Annotated in this window: 13 protein-coding genes; 6 read left to right on the top strand and 7 right to left on the bottom strand. The window is 70.0% G+C overall.

Going from position 1 to position 12,796, the window contains the following annotated elements:
- The first annotated feature begins 2 nt into the window (after window positions 1-2).
- The 4 genes from ATK30_RS00150 to ATK30_RS00135 all read left to right on the top strand — a co-directional run bounded on the left by ATK30_RS00150 (window position 3) and on the right by ATK30_RS00135 (window position 3,308).
- On the top strand, window positions 3-347 hold the full coding sequence (locus ATK30_RS00150) for a universal stress protein (protein ID WP_101433696.1): 345 nt from the start codon (window positions 3-5) through the stop codon (window positions 345-347).
- 19 nt (window positions 348-366) lie between these two features.
- Window positions 367-1,386 carry a Gfo/Idh/MocA family oxidoreductase gene (locus ATK30_RS00145; protein WP_101433695.1) on the top strand — a complete coding sequence of 340 codons (1,020 nt, stop codon included), beginning with the start codon at window positions 367-369 and terminating at the stop codon, window positions 1,384-1,386.
- Window positions 1,383-2,375 carry a sugar phosphate isomerase/epimerase family protein gene (locus ATK30_RS00140; RefSeq protein WP_101433694.1) on the top strand — a complete coding sequence of 331 codons (993 nt, stop codon included), beginning with the start codon at window positions 1,383-1,385 and terminating at the stop codon, window positions 2,373-2,375. The genes ATK30_RS00145 and ATK30_RS00140 overlap by 4 nt, the downstream gene beginning before the upstream one ends.
- Window positions 2,376-2,441: 66 nt before the next feature.
- Window positions 2,442-3,308 carry a sugar phosphate isomerase/epimerase family protein gene (locus ATK30_RS00135; protein ID WP_101433693.1) on the top strand — a complete coding sequence of 289 codons (867 nt, stop codon included), beginning with the start codon at window positions 2,442-2,444 and terminating at the stop codon, window positions 3,306-3,308.
- A 152-nt stretch (window positions 3,309-3,460) separates the two neighbouring features.
- On the opposite strand, the gene ATK30_RS00130 is transcribed toward ATK30_RS00135, so the two are convergent.
- Complete coding sequence (locus ATK30_RS00130; protein WP_101433692.1) at window positions 3,461-3,862, bottom strand: winged helix-turn-helix transcriptional regulator; 402 nt, start codon at window positions 3,860-3,862, stop codon at window positions 3,461-3,463.
- A gap of 105 nt (window positions 3,863-3,967) precedes the next feature.
- On the opposite strand from ATK30_RS00130, the gene ATK30_RS00125 reads away from it, so the two are divergent.
- Window positions 3,968-4,336 carry a DoxX family protein gene (locus ATK30_RS00125; RefSeq protein WP_101433691.1) on the top strand — a complete coding sequence of 123 codons (369 nt, stop codon included), beginning with the start codon at window positions 3,968-3,970 and terminating at the stop codon, window positions 4,334-4,336.
- Between the two features lie 46 nt (window positions 4,337-4,382).
- Here the strand turns inward: ATK30_RS00125 and ATK30_RS00120 are convergent, their stop codons facing one another.
- From ATK30_RS00120 to iolC, 5 genes are read right to left on the bottom strand one after another with little or no spacing between them, the layout of a single operon-like run.
- Window positions 4,383-5,876 carry a CoA-acylating methylmalonate-semialdehyde dehydrogenase gene (locus ATK30_RS00120; RefSeq protein ID WP_101433690.1) on the bottom strand — a complete coding sequence of 498 codons (1,494 nt, stop codon included), beginning with the start codon at window positions 5,874-5,876 and terminating at the stop codon, window positions 4,383-4,385.
- An 11-nt stretch (window positions 5,877-5,887) separates the two neighbouring features.
- The gene (gene iolD, locus ATK30_RS00115; RefSeq protein WP_101433689.1) at window positions 5,888-7,753 is read right to left on the bottom strand and encodes a 3D-(3,5/4)-trihydroxycyclohexane-1,2-dione acylhydrolase (decyclizing); all 1,866 of its coding nucleotides are present in this window, start codon (window positions 7,751-7,753) and stop codon (window positions 5,888-5,890) included.
- A complete protein-coding gene (gene iolB / locus ATK30_RS00110) occupies window positions 7,750-8,589 on the bottom strand; it encodes a 5-deoxy-glucuronate isomerase (RefSeq protein WP_101433688.1) in 840 nt (279 codons plus the stop codon). The genes iolD and iolB overlap by 4 nt, the downstream gene beginning before the upstream one ends.
- Window positions 8,586-9,467 (bottom strand): Cgl0159 family (beta/alpha)8-fold protein, encoded by an 882-nt coding sequence (locus ATK30_RS00105; RefSeq protein ID WP_101433687.1) that lies wholly within the window; start codon window positions 9,465-9,467, stop codon window positions 8,586-8,588. The genes iolB and ATK30_RS00105 overlap by 4 nt, the downstream gene beginning before the upstream one ends.
- Window positions 9,464-10,411, bottom strand: coding sequence for a 5-dehydro-2-deoxygluconokinase (gene iolC / locus ATK30_RS00100; protein ID WP_101433686.1), 948 nt, complete (start codon window positions 10,409-10,411; stop codon window positions 9,464-9,466). Before iolC ends, ATK30_RS00105 begins: the two co-directional genes overlap by 4 nt.
- A gap of 120 nt (window positions 10,412-10,531) precedes the next feature.
- Between iolC and ATK30_RS00095 the strand changes: the two genes are divergently transcribed.
- Entirely contained in the window at window positions 10,532-11,290 is a 759-nt protein-coding gene (locus tag ATK30_RS00095; protein ID WP_101433685.1) for a GntR family transcriptional regulator, read from the top strand.
- A gap of 22 nt (window positions 11,291-11,312) precedes the next feature.
- Here the strand turns inward: ATK30_RS00095 and ATK30_RS00090 are convergent, their stop codons facing one another.
- Window positions 11,313-12,776 (bottom strand): aldehyde dehydrogenase family protein, encoded by a 1,464-nt coding sequence (locus tag ATK30_RS00090; protein ID WP_101433684.1) that lies wholly within the window; start codon window positions 12,774-12,776, stop codon window positions 11,313-11,315.
- Window positions 12,777-12,796 lie beyond the last annotated feature (20 nt).

Below are 12,796 nucleotides of genomic sequence, written 5' to 3'. Positions count from 1 at the left end.
CCATGTCCGTCCTCGCGGCCGTGACCGATTCCGAAGAGGGCGATCTCGCCCTCGCCCGGGGCATCGCCGAAGCCCGGTTGCGCGGCACGAAGCTGCTGGTCGCCAACCTGCGGCTGAGCCCGTTGGAGGCGCCCGGCGCGGCGGAGGTCCTGGAACGCCGCCCGGGAGTGGACATCGCCGAGCACGTGCTCGACCTGCTCGACGAGCGGGCGGGAGAAGTCGAACTGCTGGTGATCGGCATGAAGCGCCGGTCGCCGGTGGGGAAACTCGTGCTCGGCAGTGTCGCGCAGCGGCTGCTGCTCGGCGCCGAAGTGCCTGTCCTGGCTGTGAAAACAGCTGAACGCTGAGAAGAAAGGAGATCCCGCCGTGACCGTACGCGTGGGAGTGATCGGGGCCGGGATGATCGGCCAGGACCACGTCCGCCGGCTGACCGAGGTGGTGCACGGGGCGGAGGTGACCGCGGTGACCGACCTCGACGCCGAGCGGGCCGCGACGGTAGCCGCGGCGGTCGGCGCCTGGGCGGCGGCCGACGGGGCCGAGCTGATCGGACTGTCCGAAGTGGACGCCGTGCTGGTCACGTCGTGGGGACCGACGCACGCCGAGCACGTGCTGGCCGCGATCGCCGCCGGGAAACCGGTGTTCTGCGAGAAACCGCTCGCCACCACGGCGGAGGACTGCCTGCGCATCGTGGAGGCGGAAATCGCCTACGGGCGGCGGCTCGTCCAGGTCGGTTTCATGCGCCGCTACGACGCCGGGTACCGCGAGCTGAAGCGGGTGCTGGACGCCGGGGAGATCGGCACCCCGTTGATGGTGCACTGCGCGCATCGCAACCCGACCGTCCCGGAGAGCTACCACTCCGAGATGGCCGCGCAGGACACCGCCGTGCACGAGATCGACGTGCTGCGCTGGCTGCTGTCCGACGAGATCGTGTCGGCGCAGGTGATCACGCCGCGGCCGACCGCCAAGCGGTTCGAGCACCTGCGCGACCCGCAGATCATGCTGTTCGAAACCGCCGCCGGGGTGCGGATCGACCTCGAGGTGTTCGTCAACTGCCAATACGGCTACGACATCCAGTGCGAGACGGTGGGGGAGACCGGGCTGGCCCGGCTGCCGGAGCCGGCGCGGCTCGCCGTTCGCAGCGGCGACGCGACGCGCGTCGCCGTGCCCCAGGACTGGAAGGAACGCTTCGGCGCCGCGTTCGACGTCGAGTTCCAGGAATGGATCGACACCCTGGCCGCCGGCGGCGAGCCGACCGGACCGTCCTCTTGGGACGGTTACGCCGCGACGGTGATCTCCGATGCGGCCGTGGAGGCGCTGAAGAGCGGCCGGGTCGTCGGCGTGACGATGAAGGACCGGCCCGCGTTCTACGCGGAGGGCGCGCGGTGAAGCTGGGCGCCTACACCGCCTGCCTGCACGACCACACGCTGGCCGAGGCGCTCGACGTGCTGCGGGCCAACGGGTTGACCTCGGCGGAGGTGAACAGCGGCGGATTCCTGCCCGCCCCGCATTGCCCGGTCGACCTCCTGTTGTCCTCGGCCACCGCGCGCCGCGAGTACCTGGCGGAGTTCGCCGAGCGGGGCATGGAGCTGACCGCTTTGAACTGCAACGGGAATCCGCTCAACCCGCTGCCCGGCGTCGGGCCGAAGCACGCGGAGGACCTCCGTCGCAGCATCCGGCTGGCCGGGCAGCTCGGCGTGCGGCACGTGGTGACCATGTCCGGCACCCCGGGGTCCGATCCGGACGCGAAGTACCCGTCGTGGGTGGTGAATCCGTGGGACGGCGTGTACCTGGACGTCCTGGACTACCAATGGGATGTCGCGGCCGAGTTCTGGAACGAGATCGACGCGCTGGCGCGGGAGAACGGCGTGCGGGTCGCGATCGAAATGCATCCGCACAACCTGGCCTTCTCGCCGGTGACGCTGAAACGGCTGGTCGACGAGACCGGCGCGACGAATCTCGGCGCGGAGATGGACCCGTCGCACCTGATGTGGCAGGGCATGGACGTGGTCGAGTGCATCCGGTGGCTCGGGCCGCTGGTGTTCCACGCCGCGGCCAAGGACGCGACGCTCTGCCCCGGGGCCGACGTCCGCGGCGTGCTCGACACGTCGTTCACCCGGGTGCCGGCCGGTGCTCCGGGACGGGTCCCGACCGGCATCGGCCACTGGTGCTCCGCCTGGCCGGAGGACCCGGCCTGGAAGTTCGTCGCGGTCGGTCTCGGGCACGACACGGCTTACTGGACCGGGTTCCTGCGCGCGCTGGCCGAGGTCGACCCGGAGATCGCGGTGAACATCGAACACGAGGACGCCGCGTACTCGCAGACCGAAGGACTCGCGCTGGCGGCGAAGAACCTGCACGCCGCCGCGCGCGGCCTCTGAACGCATCTGTCCGAAGGGCGGCCGGGAGCAGTGCCCGGCCGCCCTGTCCCATTTCCGGAGGAAACCGTGAAACTCGCTCTCGACCCGCAGATGTTCTACGCGACCCATTCCGTGCTCGACCTGCCCGACGTCGTCGCGCGGACGGGCTACTCCTGGATGGAGCTGTCGCCGAAAGCCGACTTCATCCCGTTCTTCTCCCATCCGCGCGCGGACGACGCCACGGTGGCGAAACTGCGCAAGCGCGCCGCGGATGCCGGGGTCGGCATCGCGTCGGTGCTGCCGGTGCTGCGCTGGTCCGGTCCGGGGGAGGAGGAACGGCAGGCGGCGGTCCGGGCGTGGAAGCGGGCCGTCCAGATCGCGGTCGATCTCGGCGTGGACACGATGAATTCGGAGTTCAACGGCCGGCCGGAGGCCGCCGAGTTCGCCGAAAGCCAGTTCCTGCGCTCGATGGACGAGCTGATCCCGGTGTTCGAACGCGAGGGCATGAAGCTGGTGCTGGAACCGCATCCGGACGACTTCATCGAGGACGGCCACGCCGCCGTGCGGCTCGTGCGCGGGCTGAACCGCGACTGGATTTCGTTCCTCTACTGCACACCGCACACGTTCCACCAGGGCAACGACGCGACCGGCATCATCGCCGAGGCCGCGGAGAAGGTCACCTATGTGCACCTGGCCGACACGCTGGACCACACGGCGTCGAACGGCCTGCGCTACATCGTGAACCCGCCCGGCTCGACCGTCCGAGTCCACCAGCACGCCGAGATCGGCCGCGGCGAGGTGGATTTCGACGAGGTGTTCGCCGCCCTCGCCGACGTGGGGTTTGACGGGGTGGTGTCGTCGTGTGTGTTCGGCTGGGAGGAGCGGGCGGAGGAGATTTCGGTGCGGCAGCGGGAGAAGGCGACTGGGTTGGTTGAGAAGCACTTCGGCGCGTAATCACGGGGTCCGGGTCCGTTCTGAACCGGACCCCGGACCTTGACCGTGTAGGAGCAAGCCAGCGGCCGGGGCGGAACGTCGGTTCGCAACGATTCTCTCGTTCCGGCCGCTGCGCGCCATCACCAGCGGCACCAGCGTCCGCCCGGAAGCGGTCAGTGGCCTCCCGGGCCGTCCGCTGTGTCGGCGCGGTACCGGGATCGGTGGGCGTTGATCTCCTCGCGATGCGCCATCGCCCACTCGGCCAGCGCCATCACCAGCGGCACCAGCGTCCGGCCGAGGTCAGTGAGTTCGTACTCGACCCGAGGCGGCACCTCGGCGAAGGCGGTGCGCGCCACCAGTCCGTCCTCGACTAATCGTCGCAGGGTCAGCGTCAGCATCCGCTGCGAAACACCGGCGATCGCTTGTTCCAGTTCGCCGAACCGCCGCGGCCCGGCACGCAGGGTGCCGACCACGAGCATGCTCCACTTGTCGCCGATCCGGTCCAGAACCTCCCGGACCGCGCCGCCCTCCCGGATTCGCGGCGGAACGGCCGGCTTCGGTGTGACCTCCGACATATCCGTGGCTCCGTTCCTGGACACATACACCGGTGTGCCTTTTGCGGGCGCCCCCGTGCGCGCAGATCATCAGGCTACGCACAGGTCGCAAGGAGGGGGTATCCAGTGGACATCGCACTGTGGATCGGCCAGGGACTGCTTGCCGCGGTGTACCTCGCCGCGGGCGGGCTCAAGGTCGTGCGCTCTCGAGAGCACTTGATCGCGACGGGCAGCCTGGACTGGATGAAGGATTCGTCGGACGCCGGAGTGAAGGTGGTCGGGCTGGTCGAACTCCTGGGTGCGCTCGGCGTGGTGCTGCCGTGGCTGACCGGGATCGCGCCGATCCTCACCCCGGTCGCCGCGGCTGGCCTGGCTGTCGTGCAGCTCTTCGCGTTGCGGGTGCATGTGCTCCGGGCCGAGCGAACGCCGTTGCCGGTCAACGTTTTCCTGCTGCTGCTCGCCGTGTTCGTCGCGGTCGGCCGGTTCGCCGGGTGAAGGGCTGGGGCACGCTCGGAAGGACCGGGCGGGCCCCAGCCCGGATTCAGTTGGCGGTGGGGAAGTTGAACGCCGCCCCGTGCGCCTCAGTCTCCGGCCACCGGGTCGTGACGACCTTCGCCCGGGTGTAGAACCGGACTCCCGCGGGGCCGTGGATGGGGCTGTCGCCGATGAGCGAGTCTTTCCAGCCGCCGAAGGAGTAGTACGACATCGGGACCGGGATCGGGACGTTGACGCCGATCATGCCGACCTTGACCCCGCGCTGGAAGCGGCGCGCCGCCTCGCCGCTGCCGGTGAAGATCGCGGTGCCGTTGCCGTACGGGTTGGCGTTGATCAGCGCGATCGCCTCGTCCACTGTGGACACGCGGACGACGGCCAGCACCGGGCCGAAGATTTCCTCTTGGTAGGCCTGCATTTCGGTCGTCACGTGGTCCAAAAGGGACGGTCCGACGAAGAAGCCCTCCTCGTACCCTTCGACGGACCGGCCGCGTCCGTCGACCACGACGGTGGCGCCTTCCTCCGCGCCCCGGGCGACCGCGGCGACGACGCGATCGCGGGCGGCGGCGGTGACAACCGGGCCCATGTCGCTCGAGGAGTCCGATCCGGGGCCGACCTTGACCTCGTTCGCCTTGCGTTCCAGCACCCCGATCAGCCGGTCGCCCGCGTCGCCGACCGCGACCGCGACGGAGATCGCCATGCACCGCTGCCCGGCGGAGCCGAACGCGGCGGCGGTGAGGTGGTTGGCGGCGTATTCGAGGTCGGCGTCGGGCAGCACGACGGCGTGGTTCTTCGCGCCGCCGAGGGCCTGGACGCGCTTGCCGGTCGCGGTGCCGCGCTCGTGCACGTACTTGGCGATCGGGGTGGAGCCGACGAACGACACCGCGGCGATGTCCGGGTGGTCGAGGATCGCGTCGACCGCCACCTTGTCGCCGTGGACGACGTTGAACACGCCGTCGGGCAGCCCGGCCTCGGCGTAGAGCTGCGCGACCAGGTTGGACGCGGACGGGTCGCGTTCGCTGGGCTTGAGCACGAAGGTGTTGCCGGTGGCGATCGCGACCGGGTGCATCCAGAGCGGCACCATGATCGGGAAGTTGAACGGCGTGATGCCGGCGACCACGCCCAGGGGCTGCCGGAAGTCGTGCACGTCGACGCCGCGCGAGACCTGGTCGGAGAAGCTGCCCTTGAGCGCGTCGGCGATGCCGCAGGCGTATTCGACGACCTCGCGGCCGCGCACGATTTCGCCGCGCGCGTCGTCGATCACCTTGCCGTGTTCGCTCGAGATGATCCGCGCCAGCTCGTCCTCGTGCTTCACCAGCAGCTCGCGGAACGCGAACAGGACGCGGGTGCGCTGGGTCAGCGACGAATCGCTCCAGGCCTCGAAAGCCTTGCTCGCGGCGGCGACGGCGGTGTCCACGTCCGCGGACTCGGCGAGCAGCACGGCCGACTGCTGCCGCCCGGTCGCCGGGTCGTAGACCGGCGCGGTGCGCGTCGAGCCGCCCGGCGTCGCGGTGCCGTTGATCCAGTGTTCGATGGTGTTCACGCTGCTCCTAGTCACAGGTAAGGCCGTTGCTGTCGCTTGGTTTCGGCGTAGGTTTCGCGCGCCTCGCGCGTGGAGTCCAGGTCGGAGACTTCGCTGACCGGCACGTCCCACCACGCCGATCCGGGCGGGTTGGGGCCGAGCAGGTCGGTTTCGACGTGCACGACGGTGGTCGTGGAATTCGCCTTCGCCTGCTTCACCGCGGTCCGGAACTCGTCCACGGTGGACGCGCGGAGCACGGTCGCGCCGAGACTGGCCGCGTTGGCGGCGAGGTCGACCGGCAGGACGTCGCCTTCGAGCAGCCCGGAATCGGCGCGGTAGCGGTAAGAGGTGCCGAACCGCTGCGAGCCCAGCGATTCCGACAGCGAACCGATCGAGGCGAAACCGTGGTTCTGCACCAGCACGATGATCACCTTGAGCCGTTCGGCGACCATCGTGACGATTTCCTGCGCCATCATCAGATACGAGCCGTCGCCGACGAGCACGACCACTTCCCGGTCCGGCGCGGCCATTTTCGCGCCCACGCCCGCGGCCACCTCGTAGCCCATGCAGGAGTAGGCGTACTCGACGTGATAGGCCTTCGGATCCCTTGCCCGCCAGAGCATCTGCAGGTCGCCCGGCATCGAGCCGGCCGCGTTGACGACCACGTCGCGGTCGTCCAGTTCGTCGTTCAGCGCGCCGAGGATCTCGGTCTGGGCCGGAAGCGGCTGATGCCCGACGCGGAAGCACTCGTCGGCGGTGCGGTTCCATTCCTGCGCCAGCAGCCGCGCGCGGGTGCGGTACGCGTCGTCCACCTGCCAGCCCGCGAGGGCTTCGTGCAGCGCGGTGATGCCCCGTTTCGCGTCCGCCAGGACCATCTCCGCCGAGTGCTTCGCGGCGTCGAGGCGGGCGACGTTGAGGTTCACGAACTTGACGGCCGGGTTGCCGAACACGGTGTGCGATGCGGTGGTGAAGTCGCTGTAGCGCGTGCCGATGCCCAGGACGACGTCGGCTTCCGCGGCCAGTGCGTTGGCCGCCGTGGTGCCGGTGGAGCCGATGCCGCCGGCCGCGCTCGGGTGGTCCCAGGGCACCGCGCCCTTGCCCGCGTGCGTGTCCGCGACCGGAATGCCGGTCGCGGCAGCGAACGCGCGCAGTTCGCGCTCCGCTTCGGAGTACACGACCCCGCCGCCCGCGACGATCAGCGGCGTCTTCGCGCTGCGCAGCAGTTCCACCGCGCGGGCGAGCGCTTCCGGTTCGGGGACCGGACGGTCGATGTGCCAGACGCGGCGGCGGAAGAACTCCTCCGGCCAGTCGTAGGCCTCGGCCTGGACGTCCTGCGGCAGGGCGAGGGTGACCGCGCCGGTTTCGACGGGGTCGGTGAGCACTCGCATCGCCGCGAGCGCGGCTGGGATCAGCTGTTCGGGCCGGGTGATCCGGTCGAAGTACTTCGAGACCGGACGGAACGCGTCGTTGACCGAGACGTCGCCGGCGCGCGTGTCCTCCAGCTGCTGCAGCACCGGGTCCGGGCCGCGGGTGGCGAACATGTCGCTCGGGAGCAGCAGCACCGGGATCCGGTTCGTGGTGGCCAGCGCGGCTCCGGTGATCATGTTGGTCGAGCCGGGGCCGGTGGACGCGGTGCAGGCGAAGGTCTGGAGCCGGTTGCGCATCTTCGCGAACGCGGTCGCGGCGTGGACCTGGCCCTGCTCGTTGCGCGCGAGGTAGTAGGGCAGGTCCGCTTCTCCGGTGCGCGCGGCCTGCAGCAACGCCTGTCCGATCCCGGCGACGTTGCCGTGGCCGAAAATCCCGAAACAGCCGGGGATCAGCCGCTGTTCGACGCCGTCGCGCTCCGAATGCTGATTGGCGAGAAAACGCACCAGGGCTTGCGCGGTGGTCAGTCTCATTTCGCGCCTCCGAAGGGCAGCCGCGGGTCGACGTCTTGGGATTCCCAGGTCTGGCGCACCCACGCGTGTGCGGGGTCGTCGCAGATCAGCCAGGCCCGTTCGGGACCGGGGCCGGCCATCACGTTGAGGTAGTACAGGTCGTAGCCGGGCGCGGCCATCGACGGGCCGTGCCAGCCGTGCGGGATCAGCACGACGTCGCCGCCGCGGACCTCTTCGAGCACGTCGATCGGTCGCTCCTCGGTGCCGTAGACGCGCTGGTAGCCCATGCCTCCGTCCGCGACCTCGAAGTAGTAGATCTCCTCGAGTTCGCTTTCGCCTTCACGGGCCTCGTCGTGCTTGTGCGGCGGGTACGACGACCAGTTCCCGCCGGGGGTAAGCACTTCGCAGACCAGGAGCTGGTCGGCTTCGAAGGTGTGCGGCAGGCAGTAGTTGTTGACCTGGCGGCTGCAGATCCCCGCTCCGCGCAGCTCGCTCGGCACGCCCGACGCCGGTCCGTACCGGGCAGGCAGGTGCTTCTCCGTTTTCGCCGACGGCAGCGCGAACCGGCCGCGTCCGGTGAGCACCGCGGAGGCATCCCGTGGCAGGTAAGCGAAATCGGTCACCGCGTCGAACACGCCGGTGCGGCCCGCCAGCTCGAACTTCTCCCCGGCCACCTCGACCGCGCAGCTGCCGGACAGCGGCAGGACGAGCGCTTCCGAGTCGCCCGTGGCGACAGTCTCCGTGCCGTCGAGTTCGAGGACGCGCAGGCCGGAGTAGCCCCACCCGGCCGATTCCGGTGTGACGACAAGGCTGAACGGGCCGTCCGCGGTGCTTCCGGCTTCGTGATAGCGCTTCACAGCAGCCCCACCGCCGTGTCGACGGCCTTGGCGACATCGCCGTCGTGCGGATACAGCAGCGAACGCCCGACCACGAGCCCTTGCACGGTCGGCAAAGCCAGTGCTTCCTGCCAGGCCGCGAACGCCGCGTCGGGGTCCTTGACCTCTCCGCCGAGCAGCACCGCGGGCAGCGTCGACGCGGCCAGCACCCGCGCCATGTCGGCGACGACCGGCAGCTTCAGCCAGGTGTAGGCCGACGAGCGGCCGAGGCCGGAGGCGATGGTGATGGACCGGATCACGGCCTCGGGGGAGAGGTCGTTGCGGACCTTCCCGTCGACCCATTCGGACACGAACGGCTCGACCATCGCGATCAGCTTCCGGGCGGCGAGCTCGTCGACCGCTTTCGCGGTGTTCTCCAGGACGCTCGGCGTGGCCGGGTCGGAGAGACAGATCCGGGTGAGGGTCTTGCCGCCGTCGAACCGCATGCGCGCGATGGTTTCCGCGTCGTAGCAGGCGAACCGGTCGTCGATCTCGAAGCTCGACCCGGCCAGCCCGGTGCGGTTCATCGACCCGATGACGGTCTTGCCGTCCAGCGCGCCGAGCAGCAGCAGGTCGTCGATGATGTCGGCGGTCGCGAGCACGCCGGTGACGCCCGGGCGTTCGAGGGCGAGGCAGAGCCGGTCGAGCAGTTCGCCGCGGTCGGCCATGGCCAGCGGATCGGAGCCCACCGCGTTCGCCCCGCGCGCCGGGTGGTCGGCTGCGATGATCATCGTCCGGCCCTTGTCGTTGAACGGCGATTTCGCGCGCACCCGCGCCGCCGCCGCCTCGGCGATCGCCTCCGGATCATGCACCCGTTTGGCGACGATCCGCTCGACAGTGCTCGTTTGGACCCTGTTCATGCGTTTCCTCCGAGCTTGCGCAGTACCTGGGCTTCGGTGGGCATGGCGTCCGAACAGGACAGTTCCCCGGCGACGTGCGCGCCGGCCGCGTTCGCGAACCGCATCACGCGTTCGGTGTCCCAGCCGGACAGCAGCCCGTGCACGAGGGCGCCGCCGAACGCGTCGCCGGCGCCGAGGCCGTTGACGACGTCGACCGGCACCGGCGGCACCTCGACCTCGCCGCTGTCGTCCACGGCGAGGACGCCCTTCGGCCCCTGCTTCACCACGGCCAGCGAAATTCCCCGGTCCCGCAACGCTTTCGCGGCTTCGCGCGGCTCGCGGGAAGCGACCGCGGTGTCGCATTCGTCGAGGTTGCCGACCGCGACCGTCACGTGGTCGAGCGCCTTGCCGACCCATTCGCGGGCCTGCTCGCGGGACTCCCAGAACATCGGCCGGTAGTCGAGGTCGAGCACGGTGATTCCCTCGCGGCCACGGGCTTCCAGCGCGGCCAGCGTCGCCGAGCGGCTCGGTTCCTGGGACAGCCCGGTCACCGTCACCCAGAACACCTTCGCCGCGCGGATCGCGTCGAGGTCGAGTTCCTCGGGGAAGAGGTCGAGGTCCGGGGCCTTGGGGAAGCGGTAGAAGTAGAGCGGGAAGTCGTCCGGCGGGAAGATCTCGCAGAACGTCACCGGCGTCGGCAGATGCGCGGACGTGCCGACGAACCGGTCGTCCACGCCGAACTCGCCGAGTGCGCGGTGCAGGTACCGGCCGAACGGATCGTCGCCGGTCTTGGTGATCACCGCGCTGCGGCGGCCGTAACGGGCGGCGGCGACCGCGACGTTGGTCGCGCTGCCGCCGAGGTATTTGCCGAACGAAGTGACGTCTTCCAGGCCGACGCCGGTCTGCTCGGGGTAGATGTCGACCCCGATCCGGCCCATCGTGACGAGGTCGAACCCCGTGGTCATCGTCGAGTCCTCCTGCCTGCCGCGGTGGCTCCGCCCCCTGACAGTGCAGTACCCCGGCGGACTTTGTCAAGACATATGGACATTAGGTCATTGCGACGTAGACCCGGTAGGCTCCGGACCATGAGCACCAGCCCGGCCTGGGATCCCGCGCGCGAGATCGCGGTGGATCCGGCCAGTCCCGAGCCGCTGTACTTCCAGGTCGCGCGCCAGCTGCACGCCGCGATCGACGACGGCAGGCTGCCCGCGGGGTCCCGGCTGGCGAACGAGCTGGACCTGGCGGCGAGCCTGCGGCTGTCCCGGCCGACCGTCCGGCAGGCCATCCAGTCGCTGGTCAACCAGGGCCTGCTGGTCCGCAAGCGCGGCGTCGGCACCCAGGTGGTGCGCACGAAGGTCGCCCGCCCGCTGCGGCTGAGCAGCCTGTACGACGACCTGACGGGCCTCGGCGGCACCCCGGAGACGGCGGTGCTGTGCAACCGCGTGGAGGACGCGGACGCCGAGACGGCCGCGCTGCTGGAAGCCCCGGCGCTCGCCCGCGCCCGGCGCTTGAAGCGGATCCGGTCCACCGACGGCGAACCGCTGGCGGTGATGAACAACTACCTCCCGGACGGCCTGCTCGACCCGTCCGACGAGGACCTGCGAGAGAACGGCCTCTACCAGCTGCTGCGCGCGGCCGGCGTGCGGCTGCACTCGGCGCAGCAGAGCATCGGCGCCCGCCTGGCGTCCGCGGAAGACGCGGAACTGCTCTGCGAGGAACCGGGAGCCCCGCTGCTGACCATGCAGCGGACGACGTACGACGAAACCGGCCGGGTCGTCGAGTACGGCTGGCATGTGTACCGGGCGTCCCGGTACAGCTTCAACCTCTCCCTGACAAACAGTTGAGGGAGATCCGGCGAGCCCTCGCCTAGATCGGAAGCTCAGCGGAGTCCACGCCGACGACCCGGTCGCCGCAGAACACGCGAACCGATTCGGCCGGACCGTGTCCGCCGATGCCGGCTGGTCCCCAGAAGGTCTGCGCCGAGCCGTCAGCGAGGTCGGCGAGTTTGGCACCGTTGATGCGCACCTCCCCGGACAGGACGCGCGAACCGATTTCGATCGCGTGGTCGGTGTCCGTGCCGAAGACATAGGCGTCGAGTCCGGAGGGGTTCGCGTTGGCGATCCGCAGCGCCTCTTCGTCGGAGTCGACCGCGTGCAGGGAGACCACCGGACCGAACAGTTCGGCGTTGGCCCGCGCGGGGTCGGCTCCGGAGGCGATCGTGGGGGAGAGGAAGAACCCGTCGAGGTCGGGCAGTCGCGCGGGTTGGGAGATCTCGGCGCCCGAACCGCGCAGGTCTTCGATCCGGCGGATCAGCGTTTCATAGTGCGGCGCATTGGAAATCGGCCCCACGTCGGCGTTCTCGTCGAGCGAATGGCCGATCTCGAGCGCGGCGATGCGCTGGTTCAAAGCGTCCAGAAGCGAAGCGGTCAGGCACCGGGGCGCGAGAACCTTGCCGGGGCCTTCGCACCATTGCCCGTTCAGCTTGGTGAGCCCCTCGGCGATGCCGTCCGCGGCGACGTCGACGTCCGCGTCGTCGAGCACGAGAACCGGGTTGTTGCCGCCGAGTTCCAGCTGGAGGACCTTGAAATCCTCCGCGGCGGCCCGGGCGATGGCGCGACCCGCGCCCGGGCCGCCGGTGAAGGAGACGACCTTGACGCGCGGGTCGGCGGTCAGCGCGGCCCCGACGGTTCCCGTTCCATGGAGAAGTTGCAGGGCCCCTGCGGGCAGCCCGGCCGCGACGAAGCACTCGACGACGATCTGTGCGCTGCCGGGCGCGTGTTCCGAAGGTTTCAGGATGACCGGGCATCCCGCGGCGACGGCGCTCACGACCTTCGCCGCCGGAATGAAGCTCGGACCGTTCCACGGCGTGAGAATCGCGGCTGGTCCCAACGGAAGCCGGTAGAGGCGAACGTCGCGGCCGCCTGCCTCGAGCGAGGTCACCCGGGGAATGCCGACCAGGTCCGCTGCCGCCGATCGGACTCGCGCGGGCAGGAACGACGCGACCTTCCTCGTGACGCTGATCGGCACGCCGCTCGTCAGCGAGTCCGCACGGGCGATGTCCTCGACGCGCTCTGCCAGGTTCTCCGCGACTCGCTCAAGCATGCTGGCCCGCTCGCGCCGGGCGTCCTCGTCCCACGCGCCGATGTCGTAGACCCGCTCGGCGTGCTGCAAAGCGCGTTCCACGTCGCCTGGCGCGGTGGTGGCCATCTGATGCACGGGCTGGCGCGTGTTGGGGTCGAGATTCCAGGCGTCGCCGACTGTTTCGCATTCGCTCCATTCGTCGGCGATGTAGTTCAGCGGGGCGGGCAGCGGGTGGTCGCTCGGGGACATCGGATTCACCTTCGCGGTTG

The sequence above is a fragment of the Amycolatopsis echigonensis genome (assembly GCF_002846615.1).
In the GTDB taxonomy this organism is placed as follows: domain Bacteria; phylum Actinomycetota; class Actinomycetes; order Mycobacteriales; family Pseudonocardiaceae; genus Amycolatopsis; species Amycolatopsis echigonensis.
The sequence above is the reverse complement of the archived record's forward strand: the minus strand, read 5'-3'. Positions and strand labels throughout refer to the sequence as shown.